Consider the following 16,263-nt stretch of genomic DNA (forward strand, 5'->3'; position numbering starts at 1 on the left):
ACGCCTATGTAAAACGCCATCGGTCCCCGTTTGCGGCGATTCCGGCGAAGGAGGGAGAACACGGTGTATAAATCGTTTTACTCCCTTTCGCGGGAGCCGTTTGCGAAAGAAACAGACCCGTCCGAGGCGTATCAAGGGGCGCCGTTTCAGGAAGCGTTGCGGGCGCTGGAGTACGTGAAACGAACCCGGGGGATCGGGCTGTTGATCGGAGAGCCGGGGGCGGGCAAGACGTTCGCCCTTCGGGCGCTGAAAGAGTCATTGAATCCATCATTGTATCATGTCGTCTACTTTCCGTTATCCACCGGAGGCGTGATGGATTTTTACCGTGGTCTGGCCTTGGGATTAGGAGAGGAACCGAAGTACCGCAAGGTAGACCTCTTCCGCCAAATCCAGCAGGCGATCGAGCGATTGTATCATGAACGGCGGATCACGCCGGTGTTCATTTTGGACGAGATGCATTTAGCGAAGGATGCATTTTTACAGGACATCGCGATCTTGTTCAACTTTGAGATGGATTCGACCAACCCATTTGTCTTGATTTTGGCCGGGCTGCCCCATTTACAGGGGAAGCTGCGGCTCAATCAGCACCGCCCTCTCGACCAGCGGATCATCATGCGATACCGGATGGGGCCGCTGGAGAAGGAAGAGGTGGCGGGCTACATCGAGCATCGGATGAAACAGGCCGGGGCGAAGCATCCGATCTTCACCCCATCGGCGTTAGAGGCGATTGCCCTGCAGTCGCGGGGATGGCCTCGGGTGATCAACACGTTGGCCACGACGTGCCTGTTATACGGATATCAGCTGAAAAAGGACGCCATTGACGAAGAAGTAGTGCGCATGGCCGCAGAAGAAATGGGGTATTAGCACAAAAGGGGCCGAATCGGCCTCTTTTGTGCTTTCTCTTTTCCATCGGTCCATCAGGCGCGCTGGAAATCTTCATCTGAAAGAGCGTGCAAACGTTCCGAAAGAATGTGCAAAATCCGGAACAATCCGCAAAAATTTTGCACATTATTTCCGAATCCGCCTGAAATAATTTGAAAAAGGGATTCTGAAATAATGTGCTAGTTTACAATTATAAAGCACAACTACAGAGGTGGTCTAATCGCATCGTGTCTAATCGTAAAAAAGCAGCTCCGGATACGTTACAATTGATTGATTTAACTCACGAATTTTTTTCAGTTTGCCAAAATGAAGAGGATCGAAAAAAAAAATGCGTGGACTAGTTCCTGAAAAGTTATTTGAAAAAGTATTTAGTTTAAGGCACAACAGTAAAAAAGGCGTTTTTGGCTATGGGGTAATAGTAGTAATTGACGGTAAACCAGTAAAGTACGTCCCTTCTTCTCCGTATGAAACAATAGATGACAGCGATGTTTATCGGCAAACAGTTGATGCTGGTTTTTGGGATGGAGAAGCGGGTGAGTTTGCTGAGGTAAAGTTTAGCCCCGAGGCCTTTCATACGAAAGACATTAAATATTTGCAGTTATTAGTGGATGAGTTGAGGAATGCCGGACTCAATCATTCGATTTTTTTAGTATGTTTTGATCAAAAAGAATTAATCCGGTTCAAGTTACAGCGTTTAGGCTTATGGGAAAAGGGAAATGCGTTTTATTTAATTGGACGAGATGAGTTATTTCAATGGGGAAATAAGTTTTTGACTGATATCAATACTCCTTGAAGTTTGTCGTTGTCGAAGATGAGAGGGGATAAGAAAGAGTGAATCGTGAAAAGTTGCTCTCTTTTTTTAGTTACTACCTACTATTTCTTTTGAGGGAATACAGCTATCTGCTCAAATATTTAATCAAAACAACGCTTAAAGAGATAGTCGCAAGCGCATGTAATGAAGTCAACACGAAAACCTCCTGTTGGATGTTGGAGATATTCCAGCAGGAGGAGGTGTTTTCTTTTTCATATCACTCAATCGGTCAACCATCCAAAAAAGTGTCTGACCTCACGCAAAATCCATCATAGTATATGGGCACTGCGGGGTCTGACACTTATGCTTAAGGTCAGCTTCTTTAGCAATCCGCCGGAAAGACAATTCCTGTCTGTTTCCGTGCTTCTTCCATTATTTCCATTGTCGTTAGTGAATGATGGTGTGAGTTTGTCTCTGATTCCCGTTTTCCGCTTTGAATTAACTCGATAAACTCTTTTGCTTCGTAGTACATTGGATGATGTGGCTGCGCTTCGGTAATGTCTTCGATGCGGCCGTCGCGATAGCGAATTTCGACTTTTTGCGGCGTATGGATCGTATCCATGATAATACTTCCTTCTTCTCCTTGAATTTCTGAAGGAATGTATGAATTGGAAATTTTTGAGTACATGACCACTGCATCCATATCTCCATAATCGAGAATGATGCTGCCTTCTCCGTCGACTCCGGATTCAAGCATGACACTGTTCGCTTTTATGTGAAGAGGCTTCCCGAATAAAACAACCATCGGATAAAGGCAGTAAATGCCGATGTCCATTAATGCCCCGTTGGAAAACGCCGGGTTGAAGGCGTTTAACACAATCCCTTGCTTGTACGCATCATAGCGCGATGAATATTGGCAGTAGCTTGCGAAATAGCGGCGGACTTTCCCGATTTTATGTATATGTTTGCGAATCGCTTGGAAATTTGGCAGCAGCGTTGTTTTCATCGCTTCCATCAAGACGACATCGTTTTGTTTGGCCGCTGCCATCATCGCCTGTACTTCCGCTGTATTGGAAGCGAGCGGTTTTTCACATAAGACGTGTTTGCCGTGGTTCATCAGCATAATGGCTTGTTCAGCGTGAAAAGAATTGGGACTGGCGATATAAACGGCATCGATTTCATCGCTTTTTGCCATTTCTTCTAAACTGGTAAAAGTTCGTGCCGCACCCACCTTTGCCGCAAATTCTTTTCCTTTCTCTTCTGTCCGCGAATATACAGCTGCTAAAGAAAAATCTTGTACTTCTTTCGCTGCTTTAATAAATTCTTCGGTAATCCAGTTCGTTCCGATGGTGGCGAATTGAATCATCGTTTGTCCCTCCTTGTTTTGTAGAAAATGCTTCTATCATTTTAACATGATTATGGAGAGATATCGATGTAAGTGAGGGAGAATACCGCCCGTGTTAAGGGTTCCTTCTATATTTTTGGTTCTATAAATCGATTCACAATTTAACAACATTGTAAAAAATTATAACCTTTTTTTCTGTCGGGAACACGGTTCTTTTTATCGTTTCGGGTTTAAGTGTTGAAGAATCACTCCACTATCACTGCCCGTATTTTGTTCATTTGCACAAGTTTTCATTCCCCAACGATTCAGAAATGCTTCACAAACATCTCTTGCCACTTGTCTATACAAGATTATGAACGAACAAAATAGGCTGTACCAAATTAAGTTTGCGTGTTGAAAAGGTAAATCCGCTTTATGATTAATGTACTTAGATTCAGTAGTTAAAACATAGAAATAATTGCGTTTTGTATAGTAGAATAATAATATTAGTAATATTTTGTATATATTGAAAGGGGAGGTTTCATTGGCAAGTTCCCAAAAAGCAAATACGAAAAAAACGATTGCCAATTTACTGCGAGCCCGTTTCCCATTTCTTTATATTTCTACGTGGGAAGAAGAAAGAGTTCTTTCATTGATTCGCGCTATTGCTTCTGATCTTTCATTGATTAAAACGCCCAGGGAAGTCATCACGTGGAAGTTAACAACAGGTCTGACCAACATCTGCGGTTTAAGGATGTTGGTTTTTTACTTCGGAAGTTTATCAGCATTTCCGGCTTTGAAGTTCTTGCTTTTTTCGTACAGAAAGTGCTCTTCACGTACTTTGGCGTTACATGCATTGTTGTAACAGCGACTTACACTTTTATTGACACAAGGATGTGAATCGTATAGAAGGGAGCAGAAGGAAGGAAAGATTAGAATTAAGAAGTGGAAAAATAAGTAGGTGAGATGATGAAAAACAAATGGTTTTGGTGGGGACTCGTCTTTTTATGGTGCGGTCTCATTTATTACTTTACGGAATCTCCTGCATTTACAGGGGAAAATACAGCGAAGGTGATTGATCATATTGCCCGATATTTAGGATTGGAAACGATTCATAGAGAGGATGATAGTTTCTTTTCATGGAATTTTATTGTCCGCAAGTTTGCCCATCTTTCTGTGTTCGGCACTCTTGCTTTCCTCGTATGGAAAGCGATGAGTCCTCATCGTTTTGCCTATATCGGCGCCTGGAGCTTCGCCACTGTTTATGCCGCTACGGATGAATGGCATCAATCGTTTCAGCCGGGACGCTCTGCTCTTGTATCCGATGTGATGATTGATTCGGTTGGCGCGGCTCTTGCGTTATTATTTGTCCGTATTTATTTGCGGCTGAAGCGTTCTTAGAGAGGGCCGCTGACATGATGGTCTATGTTCCTCTTCTTTCTCTTCTTGTTTAGAAGGATTGAGAGGAACATATCATTTCGCTTCATTACAATTGCCTGCTGATAGATGGAAAGAACGCTGTTTTTATTGAAATACGAAGCAATGTCTTTAAATTTGAGAGATTTGTTATTTTTCATATAACTTAATTGGCAATCCGTCGGGGTCAGCAAAAAACGTAAATCGTTTTCCGGTGATTGGATCAGTGCGAATCAGTTCTACTTCAATTTCGTGTTTATGAAGGTGGGTGATTGCTTCTTCGATGTTCTCCACTTCAAAAGCAAGATGGCGCAACCCGCAAGCTTCCGGGTAGCTTAACCGTTTCGGTGGGTTTTCAAATGAAAACAATTCAATTTGGTCATATTCGTTCACTTTTAAATCAAGCTTGTATGAGTTGCGCTCCTTGCGGTAATGCTCATGAATCACCTCAAGCCCGAGAACATGACATAAAAATGCTTTGAACGTTCATAATCAGAACAAATAATGGCGACATGATGAATTCGCTTCAGGTTCATCGTATGCTTCCCTTTTTATTGTTTTCCTTATTTTAAAACATTAATACACAAATAAAAACATATACAAAACCGATAAATCGCATCTGTTTTAAAAAAGTTGGAAATTATATAAGTTCGGACTGAAAAACCGGCATATGTGAGGTGTTTAAGTTAGGCAAAAGAGCAGTTGAGACGTTTTATATATATCGGAAATATAGGTCGTTCATTGTTCATCATTGCTGCCGAACACGCGCGACCGCGTTAGAAAACGAACTCCTTCAGGCCCCTCGAGCGAGAACATGCCGCCGCGTCCAGGAACGACATCAATAATGAGCTGTGTATGCTTCCAATATTCATATTGCGCCGCTGCGATATAAAAAGGGCAGCCGCCAATTTCACCAAGCAGCACATCCGAATCGCTAATGATGAGTTCCCCTTGAGGATAACACATTGGCGAGCTTCCGTCACAGCAGCCTCCTGATTGATGAAACATAAGCGGTCCATATTTTGCTTTCAGTTTTTCGATGAGCTGCAATGCTGCCTCTGTAGCGATCACTTTTGGTTGCCCATTCATAAAGGAATCCAGCTCCTTTCCATATTTTATCAGTAAGACTCTATCAGCAGAAGATATCGATGCGCAAATCGAACCGATGGGTTGAAAATTGAACCTATATAGAACTGCTTTCAGTTTTCAACACGTAAATTTAAGCCGCCTCATCTAGTGCAGTCTATTAGGTTCGTTGCTAAACTTACACAATGTCGTAACCATTCATTATTTATATAGAAACGCGAATTTTCAGCCGCGAATATGGCTGCCTCCAAATCGGCTCATGGCTAAGAATCCCCTTCCGCATTTGCCAAGGGATGAAATAAAGTTAGTTGCATTATTGATAAAACGAGGCTGTCTCGTTAAGGTCTCGCTTTCTCAAACGATGGCAATAGGTAAGGCCGATTTTGAACAATGACCTATATATTGTCGCTGAGAAGTCCGACCCTTTGGTTGTGAGACAGCCTCATGAAAGCAGTAGATTAGAAGAAACCAAGTTTTTTAGGAGAATAGCTGACAAGCAAGTTCTTTGTTTGTTGATAATGCTCGAGCATCATTTTATGTGTTTCCCGGCCGATGCCTGACAATTTATAGCCGCCGAATGCCGCATGAGCAGGGTAGGCATGGTAGCAGTTCGTCCAGACGCGGCCTGCCTGAATGCCGCGGCCAACGCGGTATGCCGTATTAATATTGCGCGTCCATACTCCGGCACCTAAGCCATACAATGTTTCGTTCGCAATCGCCAACGCTTCTTCTTGATCTTTAAATGTCGTTACGGCGACAACCGGACCGAAAATCTCTTCTTGGAAAATGCGCATTTTATTATGCCCTTTAAATACAGTCGGTTTGACATAATAACCGCCGCTTAAATCGCCTTCAAGCACATTGCGCTCGCCGCCGATGAGCAATTCAGCTCCTTCCTGTTTGCCGATATCAATATAAGATAAAATTTTTTCAAGCTGCTCGGAAGAAGCTTGGGCACCGATCATCGTTTCTGTATCCAGCGGATTTCCTTGTTTAATTTGTTTGACGCGTTCTAAAGCACGCTCGATAAATGCATCATAAATCGATTCTTGAATGAGAGCACGCGAAGGGCATGTACATATTTCACCTTGGTTTAAGGCGAACATCGTAAAGCCTTCCAACGCCTTGTCAAAGAATTCGTCATCTTTTTCCATCACATCTTCAAAGAAGATGTTTGGTGATTTACCGCCAAGTTCTAATGTCACCGGAATGATGTTTTGTGAAGCGTATTGCATGATTAAGCGTCCAGTCGTTGTTTCGCCGGTAAATGCGATTTTAGCGATACGGCTGTTTGAAGCGAGCGGTTTTCCTGCTTCCAGACCAAAGCCATTCACAATGTTGACAACGCCAGGCGGGAGAAGGTCTTGGATTAATTCCATTAAAACGAGAATTGAAGTTGGTGTTTGTTCTGCCGGTTTTAAGACAACGCAGTTACCGGCTGCTAATGCCGGAGCAAGCTTCCACGCTGCCATTAAAATCGGAAAGTTCCAAGGGATAATTTGCCCAACAACGCCGAGTGGCTCCTTGAAGTGGTAGGCAACCGTGTCGTGGTCAATTTCTGCGAGTGAGCCTTCTTCAGCGCGAATGCAGCCGGCGAAATAACGGAAGTGGTCGATTGCTAGAGGGATGTCAGCTGCCAATGTTTCACGGATTGGTTTTCCGTTTTCCCATGTTTCAGCAACGGCTAACATTTCGAGGTTTTCTTCCATGCGGTCGGCAATTTTGTTTAAAATTCGTGCGCGTTCGGCGGCAGAAGTGCGTCCCCACGCCTCTTTTGCTGCATGGGCTGCATCAAGTGCGAGCTCAATGTCAGCTGCTTTGGAACGCGGCACTTCGCAATAGGCGAGTCCGGTTACAGGAGAAATATTTTCAAAGTATTCGCCGTCAACTGGAGGGACCCATTTCCCGCCGATAAAATTTTCATAGCGTTTTTTAAATGTGATAAGTGAACCAGGCTGTCCAGGTTGAGCATAAATCATAACCTTTCTCCCCCTTATTTTTATATTTGTATACGCCACTACATTATATATGTAAGCGTATACATTTTTATGAACAAAAATACAGAAAATTCTTAATATAAATACTATCATTATATGTAAAATATGTCAAACTAAAGTGATCCATCGGATAAACGCGATAAATATAAGTCTAACTTGATTTTTCAGCATGTTAAAAGCTTTTAGCGTTTTCTAATGTTGAAGTGTATCGCTATGGACGCGAAAAAGTATTCCAAAGATTGAGGCCTGTTCATATGGTGAATGTTTTCTAAATTGGATTTACGTAGTTTGTCAGGAAAGGGATTGGATGGGACAGAGGGGGATTTTTTCTAACCAAAATTGTATATTGCCAAAGTCAACAGAAGATGTTGTTTAATTGTTGTTGATGCTCTTTTGGAAGCTCCTTGTATTTTTTATCACTTTAATATATTCACCGAGAAGTCTCCCACCTCTAAGCGGAGTGTAGGTGGGAGAGGTTCATTTAGTTTTGTTCGTAATTGTTCTATTTCCAATCGCTATGCTTCCATTTGTTTTTTATTTACCATTATGGCAAATCTATTCCTTCCAACAGCATGCTGGCGTACAAGCCGCTTAGACGGTGAAGTGATTCAAGGATGTAAGCTGGTTCTGTATTTAGCAACTCTTTGATTGTTTCACGGTTGTTTTCATGAACAAAGCCGAGGATAAAATCGGTTTTAATGCGATTGGCGAGAACCACCGGACAGTAAGTCAGTTCGAGTCTTCGTTTTCGTTCCTTTTCGTCTTCGATTTTTTCAAAATGTGCGCGATATGTTCCAGTCAAGTTTCCTAACTGCTCATTGATGTGCGTTTGTGCGTCTTTCATCATCGTTTCGATCGCTTGCGCAGATGGAAGCGTTTTTTGTTTTAAAATGAGTTCCATGATTTGTTGTAAGGCGCGGCTTGATTCGACGGCAAAAGCGATGTTTGCCAATAGTAAATCCATATACTCTTGCTCGTTTTCCGCTTTGATTCTCATGTTCATAATGATTTCCGTGACATCGGAGTGAATTTTTTCTTTTTGCCAGCTGCCGGCTAATTGATGGAGGATCACAGACAATAATTTTGTTACTTCTTCTTTCGTTAAGCCCATGCACGAACAAGTCCTTTCTTAAATTGGTCTTTATGTTTAGAATGCCATTCCAATCCGTACAGAGTCAATGGAAATGTTGTTGCAAACTGAGGTTCTTTTGAGGGGGATGTGGACAAAAATCAGCGTTAAGTAAAAAAGATGAGCTCATTGTATGGCTCATCTTTTTTATTCACATTTTCGCTTGTCAGTGGGAGCTTGACATAGAGCGAAATGTTCAAAAGGAGCATGAGCCATTCGCGTTTTCATCATAGTGCTTGATTAACAAGCAAGGTTACAAGCGTTCCGACAACGATGGCCGTTACAGTTAAAGCACTATATAGTAACTTTTGTTTTCGTTCGGGTGTTAACCATGATTCATTCATGAATGTCATCCCTCCATTGCGGTTTGATAAGACGAACAGAGGAAGCGATTCGGTAACTGGCTGGCATCGTCAAAGAGACATTAGCCCCTATAGTTTTGCGTCACCGTTTTTCAACGGTTTTGCCTTTTCGTTCGCCTTATGTCGACACTATTAACTTACCATTTCCAATAATGGATATAAATAGTGCGAAAGTATCGAATCGCTAAGAAAATGGATTCAATTTGTTTGCTCTGCTATTTTTATAAGTTGTTTGGCAGCTCCCTGCTATATCGAAAGTTTACATTCATAGTTCAAAAATAGATTTACAGAAATATTTGTATATTTGTAATTTTTTGTATAATAAAATCAGGGGTGATAGTTCCTCTTTTCATCATCAGTGTTCTTTCATATCCTTTCGCGTTTCAAGTTTCTTTTCCTCATCCGATTGAATACCGGAAAGGGAAGAAAGTTCTTTCACTAACTTGATGTGTATGGGGTGACAAATATGAATGAGCATTTATTAGCGCGAATAAAAGTAAAAGAATATAGACAGTTTGGCCGCAGTGTGCTGCTTATGAAAATGCCTTTTCGCCTATTGCAGTCGATTTTTACGATCGATGGAAAAGTGCAGCGGGAATTGGACCTGCGGCGAAAAAATGCAATACGTGATTTTATTTTGGAAACGGTCAAGGAAGGAACGTTTTATTTTTCGCCATTTATTTTTTCTGCCCGCGGCGCATTGGCGCGGATCCGTGAAGGGGAATGGGAACTTGTACCAGGAGTGAAAATGGCGATTCTCGATGGACAGCATCGTGTCAAAGCGTTAGAAAGCGCATTGCAAAAGCTGAAATTTGAAAAAGAGGCGTATGAAGATAGCGGTTATATGCAAAAAGCAGAGGAAATACAAAAATGGATTGACACGCTTGAATCATACGAAATTGCGATGCAAATTTATTTAGATTTATCAGAAGACGATGAACGCCAGCTTTTTACGGATATTAATACGGAGCGGAAAGAAGCGCATGGCGGTTTAGTGGTGAAGTATGACCGGCGCGACCGTTATGCGGAATGGACAAGAACGTTAGCGCAACGGTTAGACAGCAAATTTGAGATTGAAAGAAACTTATCGCGTTTGACGACGACGAATTCTTCGCTAACGTCGATGGTCATTATGAAAAAATGTTTAATAGCCCTCATTGAAGGAAATGTCGGTTATAAAGAGGGGGAACCGGTATGCAAGTATTGCCGTGAAGAAGAAGTGCCCGATATTGCAGAGTTGTTTTTTACGGCATGGATGCACCTTTTTCCGAAACAAGCAGAGAACCGGAAAAAGTATGTTTCCGGTTTGTCTGGCGTACAAATTGCGCTTGCATATACCGTGTATCGGCTAGTTGCAGAGGAAGAGAAGAGCTATACGGAGGCGATCGAACATTTAAAAAGGTTAAAAGAAGTTACAAGCTGGCGGCATGACGATCCTTTGTTTGCGCCGTTTTATGATAAAAAGAAAAAGCAGGTTGTTCGTTTATCCGAGCAAGGAAAAATGAAAAAACTGAGCGAGCTGTTTTTACAAGAGATGAAACGGAAAGCGGTGATAGGCTGATGTATGCGGAGCAAACGATGATCGTCATTCCCATTCCTCAATTAGCGCAAATGATGGATGAAAAACGGATTGAAGTCCGCAATGTCTATCAGTCGCAAGTGAGAAGCATTAAAAAGTATATGGAGGAGGCGTTTAGCAAGAAACAAGTATATTTCCCTCCGCTTATTGCGCACACCGATCAGCAGGAGACAGATTTAAAAACGCTGAAAATGAGAATGATTGACGGTTCGAAGCGTGCGGTTGCTTTAACGCAATTGTACAAAACGAATAAAAAAATGCTGCAAAATAGTGAAGATAATAAAGAGAGAATCAAGTTAGACATTATTTTAAGCGAGACAGCCATTGGCGTGCAGCTGTTCAGCGGCTTAACAAAGGAAGAGCAGGACCAGCTTTATATTGATTTTAATACAAAGGGAAAAAAAGTCGCACTATCGAAGTTAATTGAGTACGATTCGCGCAATGCGGTGAACCAAATTGCCCATCAAGTGCTGCAGCAAAATCCGCTGCTTCGGTTAGCGGGAATTGAAACAGAAAAGCGGGCGGTGATACGTCCGGCGAATAAAAAATTTTTGTCGCTGTCGCAATTGCGCCAGTTAGTCGTGTTGTTTATTACAGGAAAAATATATATGAGATCGCCGGAGTTTGATGTAAAACTGAATTTGCAGCCTGAAGAGTATGTCGAATTGATCGATGAGTGGTTTAATGAATTATTTTTATTGTATCCGCATGAGAATATTGGAAACTATGAAAAAACGATTTTAGCCAGTTTTCCGATGATTTTAGCGATCGGCTACTACGTCAATGAAGGAATGGTTCGAAGTACGGCTGCGGCGAGGAAACAAGTGATGAAACGGCGCATGGAAGCGCTGCGCACCGTGAATTGGAATGTCCATAACCGCGAATGGCAGCAATTTAACGGCCAATTTCGCGGCAGTCAGCGCCTGTACTTTTTCAATCATGATAAAGAAACATTGTTGAGCATTGTGCAATGGTTGAAATCACAGAAAACTCTTGTTTGAACATGAAAAAGGATGCCTCATTGTTTTGAGGCATCCTTTTAAAATTTTAATTATATAAAATAAATGGTATTTTGTAAATATTTAAGGGAAGCAGAGGAAGTTTAGCTGCAAAAATGAAAAATATCGCAAAAAATTAGAAAATTTATTCAAAAAAGGGTATTAAAGTTTTTTGAATATTTAGTATAATTTAGTCGTAAAAGGAAAAAATAGTAATCTTTTGTAAGAAATGTCGAAAATTGTTGCGGAAATGAGCTGAAGCATCGGAATTCGCTGCCAATCCCGAATTTTTAGCAGAAAGGAGGGAAAAAAGCGGACGCATCAATCAAAATAAAAAGCCCCTTTTGGTGAATCCGGCGAAATTTTTCACCAAAAGGGACGGAGCAGTTGGGTATACCAACATAATGTTAGTATACCCTCTATTTTGAAAAAAGCAAATGTTCAAGTTGTAAAAGGAGGGAGAAGTTATGAGAACAGAAGATTATTGTGTGATTACTAGAGAAACTCAGGCATTGGAACCGATGTACGATAACTATGGCAATTTATGTACGATTGTACATGAATCGCGTGAAACATATATGGTGACGAAATCTCCAAAGCAGATTATTGAAGCAAATTGCAGTTTTTATGGCTGCGGTTATGAAGGGAGGCTTGAATCAGCGAAGCAAATTCTTGGCATTAAACAAATGGTGCCGATTGCTTTGAGTGTGGCACTTGGGCTATATGCGATGCCGACTTGTTCACCGGACAGCGATAAGTGCTGCTGGCTGTTTTTAGCGCATATGAAGAAGATTGAGCGGCATGAAAAAAAGCGCGCGAAAGTCATTTTTGCAAATGACAGCTCGCTCATTATTGATGTGCACCAAGATACGCTCGAAGCGAGATGGGCGAAAATGACCTTATTGCATTACGTATTGACAAAGCGGATCGGAGTGTATGAGAAGTGGGAAAGCCGTTTAGGGCTGAATGAAATTTGGCGCTTATTATAAAGTGATAAGTGATGAGGCTGACCTTAAAGCACAGTGTCAGACCCCATGTGGAATGCGCGTGAGGTCAAACGCTTATAAGGGCGGCCTCTTTTTTATTGCCGGGCAAGATTTAGTAAACTAGTTGAGAGCGAAAAAACGACATAAGTAAGACGTTTAAGCGAGACAAAAGAGCGGTTGAAATATTTCATAAGATATGTCGGAAAATTAGTCTGTATACATCAAACTGGATTTTTGAATATATTGAAAAGACGCCCTGCTGCTTATAAACAGAACCTTAGTCTATTTTCGTGTTTGATTCACGTATTGAGAGTGTAAGATAGATTTATATGTTTATATATGGTGGGAGTAAGCTGGTGAGATTGGTAAATGGAAAAAAGGTTTTCATTCTAATTTAATAGAACTAAATGAAGTGTAACAATGAAAATGAATTTGTTGAGATCAATGAGGGAGGATTCGAGATGAGAACGTTGCGCGGACATCATTTATTATGTGTTCATGGATTTCGCGGAATGGGATATAGTCCGGAGTTCGTTGAGAAAATGGGGGAGATTGTTGAAGAGATTCGCAATGAAGAAAAAGACTTTGTAATCAAAGTAGTCGTAGCGCTTGATGATGCTTGTTTTACATGTCCGCATCACGGTGAGGCAACTTGTGAAGCTGATCCGGATTCAGAGGAACATGTGACATCGATGGATCGAAAAGTATTAAAACATCTTGGAATTGAACAAAACGGGGTGTATTTAAAGTCGGAGCTGCTTAAATTAACGGCGCGCAAAGTCCATCCTGATGATTTAGATCATTTATGTCAAGGCTGTTCATGGTTGCAGTATGGGGTGTGCAAAGAAGGAATTGCGAATGTAAGGGCAGGAAATATTCAGGAAAAGCAAAGATGTCAGAATTTATAAAAAATGACTCTTCCCTTCTTGTAAAAGTGTGATATGATATCAAAATATAAATAAACTTTTACATAGAAAGGGTTATCGGTGATGAAGGTAGCAAAGTTTGGAGGAAGTTCGGTGGCGAGTGCCGGACAGTTTCGGAAAGTTGCACATATTGTTTTGTCGGACGAACAGCGTCGCATCATCGTTGTATCAGCACCTGGGAAGCGGTTTAAAGAGGATATTAAGATGACGGATTTACTCATTCAGCTGGCGAATAAGGTGACAAACGGAGACAGCTGTGATGACGTATTTACAGCGGTTATGGAACGCTACGAGGAGATTGCTGAAGGATTAGAGCTGTCGTCCGAAATTATTGAAAAAATTAAAGCAGATTTAAAGAAAATCATTGACAATTATAAGAATGAGCCGGAGCGGTTAATGGATGCGCTCAAAGCAAGCGGAGAAGATAACAATGCAAAGCTGATGGCATTTTATTTCAATCATTTAGGGCATGAAGCGCATTACGTTAATCCGAAAGAAGCCGGTATTTTTGTTACAGATGAGCCGGGGAATGCGCAAATTTTACCGGAGTCTTATGAGAAATTGAAAGATTTGAAGAAGCGTACCGGGATTTTAGTCATCCCAGGATTTTTTGGCTATTCAAAAACAGGACATATTGTGACATTCCCGCGTGGCGGCTCGGATATTACTGGCTCGATTGTTGCGGCGGGAGTAGGAGCGGAGGTGTATGAAAACTTCACCGATGTAGACTCGATTTATTGTGTCAATCCGTCCATTGTCGACAATCCGCGTAAATTGAAAGAGCTGACGTATCGCGAAATGCGTGAACTATCTTATTCCGGTTTTTCTGTATTCCACGATGAGGCCTTAGAGCCTGTTTATCGTGCAGGCATTCCAGTCTGTGTGAAAAACACGAATAATCCGGAAGCGCCAGGTACATGGATTGTGGCAGAAAGAGACCATAAGGAGCAGCCTATTGCCGGAATTGCAAGTGATACTGGATTTTGCAGCATTAACATCAGCAAATATTTGATGAACCGTGAAATTGGTTTTGGACGAAAAGTGCTGCAAATTTTAGAGGATGAAGGCATCTCTTATGAGCATACTCCATCGGGAATTGATAATATGTCGATCATTTTAAGAGCTGCTCAATTAGAGGGGGAGAAAGAACAGCGCATTATTGACCGCATTCAAACAGAGTTGAACGTTGATGACATTCATGTGGAGCGGAATTTAGCACTTATCATGGTCGTTGGTGAAGGAATGGAGCAAACCGTCGGCGTCGCCGCTAAAGCAACGATGGCATTTGCCAAAGCCAACGTCAATATCGAAATGATCAACCAAGGCTCCTCTGAAGTCAGCATGATGTTCGGCGTCAAAGAAGAAGCAGTGAACAGAGCTGTCAAAGCGCTGTATGAGGTTTATTTTTAACATATTCACCGAGAAGTCTCCCGCCTCTAAACAACGTGTAGGTGGGAGAGGTTTATTAGCCAATCTTATTTTCTCATCTAAACAACATGAGTCGAATAAAATAAATACCCTATACACTAATAGAAAGGCTTCTGTTTCTAACAGAAGTCTTTTTTCTTAACAAATAAGTGATGAAAGTGTATAATTAAATTCAAAAAGAGGAATAAATGAATGTAAGAGGTATATATTATATTATTAACGAACAATATATGACCAAAATGAACGTAAGGGGTAATGAGGCGTGAGATTAAAACCTTTCGTTCCTTTAATGTTACCGTTGGGAGAAGAAATTGTAAACCAGATTGAATTTATTCGTGAATTAATCGAAGCAAACAAGAGTATGGTGGAATACCAGACGATGTTAAAAAACTCTAAACTACATCCTAAGTTCTTGCTCAGACCGGTAATGCTTAAGGAAGCAGTTCAATCTACAAAAATCGAAGGTACTCAGGTTACATTAGATGAAGTAATGGAAGCAGAGACTCAAACTAAAAAAGTAAATAAGGATACACAAGAAGCATTGAATTACTACAAAGCATTAATTGATGGGATGGATGCTTTGAAAAGTGTGCCGATTTCTACGCGTCTTTTTAAATTAATGCATAAAATATTGTTATCGAATAATGTCAGGGGAGCCAATCGTTCTCCAGGAGAGTTTAGAAGAATTCAAAATTTTCTTGGACCTGAAGGATGCACCATTGAAACAGCTACCTATATTCCTCCAGAACCACAACTTGTTGATGAATATATGTCTAATTTAGAAAAATATATTAACGATCCTCAAGACAATTACGACGAATTGATAAGAGTTGCGATTATTCATGCGCAATTTGAAACTATCCACCCATTTCTTGATGGAAACGGCAGAATAGGCAGGATTTTAATACCTCTTTATTTGTACAATAAAGGTATAATCGACTATCCAAATTTCTTTATTAGTGATGTTTTAGAAAGAGATAAGCATAAATACTATCGGTATTTAAATGATACCCGCTATAGAGGCGATTGGACGCAGTGGATTAAATTTTTCTTAGAATGCATTAGCATTCAGGCTAAGAAAAATGTGCGTTTAATTGAAGAAGTGAATAAACTATACGAGGAAGATTTGGAAAGGGCAAGTTCCATTATTAATAGCAGTAATATTCGCACTGTAATGGATGTAATGTTCCAAAGACCAATATTTACTTCAAAAACTTTGTCTAACCTAACAGGTTTGTCAGAAGGAACTATTAGGAGATATCTAAACAAATTAGAAGACCAAAGATTTATTTTCTCAGATGGAAGAACTCGCTTTAAAACATATTACTACTATAACCTTCTTGATAAACTTCGATAAGAAAACAACCGTTGAGAAACTTAAACTCTCAACGGTTTTATT

General features: G+C 41.0%; 14 protein-coding genes, 1 pseudogene and 1 riboswitch. Of the genes and pseudogenes, 10 read left to right on the plus strand and 5 right to left on the minus strand.

Annotation, left to right across the window (positions count from 1 at the left end; all coding sequences use genetic code 11):
- Positions 1–63: 63 nt before the first annotated feature.
- Positions 64–864, plus strand: coding sequence for an ExeA family protein (locus B0I26_RS07715; protein ID WP_015864165.1), 801 nt, complete (start codon positions 64–66; stop codon positions 862–864).
- Positions 865–1,210: 346 nt separating this feature from the next.
- On the plus strand, positions 1,211–1,675 hold the full coding sequence (locus B0I26_RS07725; protein ID WP_111644885.1) for a hypothetical protein: 465 nt from the start codon (positions 1,211–1,213) through the stop codon (positions 1,673–1,675).
- A gap of 340 nt (positions 1,676–2,015) precedes the next feature.
- On the opposite strand, the gene B0I26_RS07735 is transcribed toward B0I26_RS07725, so the two are convergent.
- Positions 2,016–2,999 (minus strand): Gfo/Idh/MocA family protein, encoded by a 984-nt coding sequence (locus B0I26_RS07735; RefSeq protein WP_111644887.1) that lies wholly within the window; start codon positions 2,997–2,999, stop codon positions 2,016–2,018.
- 502 nt (positions 3,000–3,501) lie between these two features.
- Here B0I26_RS07735 and B0I26_RS07740 point away from each other — a divergent pair.
- Both B0I26_RS07740 and B0I26_RS07745 read left to right on the plus strand, forming a co-directional pair.
- The gene (locus tag B0I26_RS07740) at positions 3,502–3,822 is read left to right on the plus strand and encodes a hypothetical protein (protein WP_111644888.1); all 321 of its coding nucleotides are present in this window, start codon (positions 3,502–3,504) and stop codon (positions 3,820–3,822) included.
- Between the two features lie 104 nt (positions 3,823–3,926).
- Positions 3,927–4,358 carry a VanZ family protein gene (locus B0I26_RS07745; RefSeq protein ID WP_111644889.1) on the plus strand — a complete coding sequence of 144 codons (432 nt, stop codon included), beginning with the start codon at positions 3,927–3,929 and terminating at the stop codon, positions 4,356–4,358.
- A gap of 165 nt (positions 4,359–4,523) precedes the next feature.
- Here B0I26_RS07745 and gloA2 read toward each other — a convergent pair.
- The 4 genes and pseudogenes from gloA2 to B0I26_RS07765 form a co-directional block, all read right to left on the minus strand.
- Positions 4,524–4,909, minus strand: a pseudogene (gene gloA2, locus B0I26_RS07750) (SMU1112c/YaeR family gloxylase I-like metalloprotein).
- 202 nt (positions 4,910–5,111) lie between these two features.
- Positions 5,112–5,462 carry a DUF779 domain-containing protein gene (locus B0I26_RS07755; protein ID WP_111644890.1) on the minus strand — a complete coding sequence of 117 codons (351 nt, stop codon included), beginning with the start codon at positions 5,460–5,462 and terminating at the stop codon, positions 5,112–5,114.
- Positions 5,463–5,917: 455 nt separating this feature from the next.
- A complete protein-coding gene (gene adh, locus B0I26_RS07760) occupies positions 5,918–7,438 on the minus strand; it encodes an aldehyde dehydrogenase (protein WP_111644891.1) in 1,521 nt (506 codons plus the stop codon).
- Between the two features lie 562 nt (positions 7,439–8,000).
- Entirely contained in the window at positions 8,001–8,567 is a 567-nt protein-coding gene (locus B0I26_RS07765; protein WP_111644892.1) for a hypothetical protein, read from the minus strand.
- Positions 8,568–8,977: 410 nt separating this feature from the next.
- Positions 8,978–9,063: riboswitch (cyclic di-GMP riboswitch) on the minus strand.
- A gap of 350 nt (positions 9,064–9,413) precedes the next feature.
- Here B0I26_RS07765 and B0I26_RS07770 point away from each other — a divergent pair.
- The 6 genes from B0I26_RS07770 (at position 9,414) to B0I26_RS07795 (ending at position 16,221) form a co-directional block, all read left to right on the plus strand.
- Positions 9,414–10,508, plus strand: a complete 1,095-nt coding sequence (locus B0I26_RS07770; RefSeq protein ID WP_111644893.1) for a DNA sulfur modification protein DndB — start codon at positions 9,414–9,416, stop codon at positions 10,506–10,508.
- The gene (locus B0I26_RS07775) at positions 10,508–11,527 is read left to right on the plus strand and encodes a DNA sulfur modification protein DndB (protein WP_111644894.1); all 1,020 of its coding nucleotides are present in this window, start codon (positions 10,508–10,510) and stop codon (positions 11,525–11,527) included. Before B0I26_RS07770 ends, B0I26_RS07775 begins: the two co-directional genes overlap by 1 nt.
- A 464-nt stretch (positions 11,528–11,991) precedes the next feature.
- Positions 11,992–12,513, plus strand: a complete 522-nt coding sequence (locus B0I26_RS07780) for a competence protein ComK (protein ID WP_111644895.1) — start codon at positions 11,992–11,994, stop codon at positions 12,511–12,513.
- 458 nt (positions 12,514–12,971) lie between these two features.
- Entirely contained in the window at positions 12,972–13,418 is a 447-nt protein-coding gene (locus tag B0I26_RS07785; protein WP_111644896.1) for a DUF1284 domain-containing protein, read from the plus strand.
- 81 nt (positions 13,419–13,499) lie between these two features.
- Positions 13,500–14,846 carry an aspartate kinase gene (locus B0I26_RS07790; RefSeq protein WP_111644897.1) on the plus strand — a complete coding sequence of 449 codons (1,347 nt, stop codon included), beginning with the start codon at positions 13,500–13,502 and terminating at the stop codon, positions 14,844–14,846.
- A 280-nt stretch (positions 14,847–15,126) separates the two neighbouring features.
- Positions 15,127–16,221 (plus strand): Fic family protein, encoded by a 1,095-nt coding sequence (locus B0I26_RS07795; protein WP_111644898.1) that lies wholly within the window; start codon positions 15,127–15,129, stop codon positions 16,219–16,221.
- The last annotated feature ends 42 nt before the right edge of the window (positions 16,222–16,263 follow it).

The sequence above is a fragment of the Paranoxybacillus vitaminiphilus genome, from assembly GCF_003259935.1.
Taxonomy (GTDB): domain Bacteria; phylum Bacillota; class Bacilli; order Bacillales; family Anoxybacillaceae; genus Paranoxybacillus; species Paranoxybacillus vitaminiphilus.

Bases quoted from the DNA above. Each gene is read 5' to 3' on its own strand.
- adh (WP_111644891.1), bottom strand. From the start codon at position 7,438: ATGATTTATGCTCAACCTGGACAGCCTGGTTCACTTATCACATTTAAA.
- B0I26_RS07790 (WP_111644897.1), top strand. From the start codon at position 13,500: ATGAAGGTAGCAAAGTTTGGAGGAAGTTCGGTGGCGAGTGCCGGACAG.
- B0I26_RS07745 (WP_111644889.1), top strand. From the start codon at position 3,927: ATGAAAAACAAATGGTTTTGGTGGGGACTCGTCTTTTTATGGTGCGGT.
- B0I26_RS07725 (WP_111644885.1), top strand. From the start codon at position 1,211: ATGCGTGGACTAGTTCCTGAAAAGTTATTTGAAAAAGTATTTAGTTTA.
- B0I26_RS07785 (WP_111644896.1), top strand. From the start codon at position 12,972: ATGAGAACGTTGCGCGGACATCATTTATTATGTGTTCATGGATTTCGC.
- B0I26_RS07755 (WP_111644890.1), bottom strand. From the start codon at position 5,462: ATGAATGGGCAACCAAAAGTGATCGCTACAGAGGCAGCATTGCAGCTC.
- B0I26_RS07735 (WP_111644887.1), bottom strand. From the start codon at position 2,999: ATGATTCAATTCGCCACCATCGGAACGAACTGGATTACCGAAGAATTT.
- B0I26_RS07775 (WP_111644894.1), top strand. From the start codon at position 10,508: ATGTATGCGGAGCAAACGATGATCGTCATTCCCATTCCTCAATTAGCG.
- B0I26_RS07765 (WP_111644892.1), bottom strand. From the start codon at position 8,567: ATGGGCTTAACGAAAGAAGAAGTAACAAAATTATTGTCTGTGATCCTC.
- B0I26_RS07770 (WP_111644893.1), top strand. From the start codon at position 9,414: ATGAATGAGCATTTATTAGCGCGAATAAAAGTAAAAGAATATAGACAG.
- B0I26_RS07780 (WP_111644895.1), top strand. From the start codon at position 11,992: ATGAGAACAGAAGATTATTGTGTGATTACTAGAGAAACTCAGGCATTG.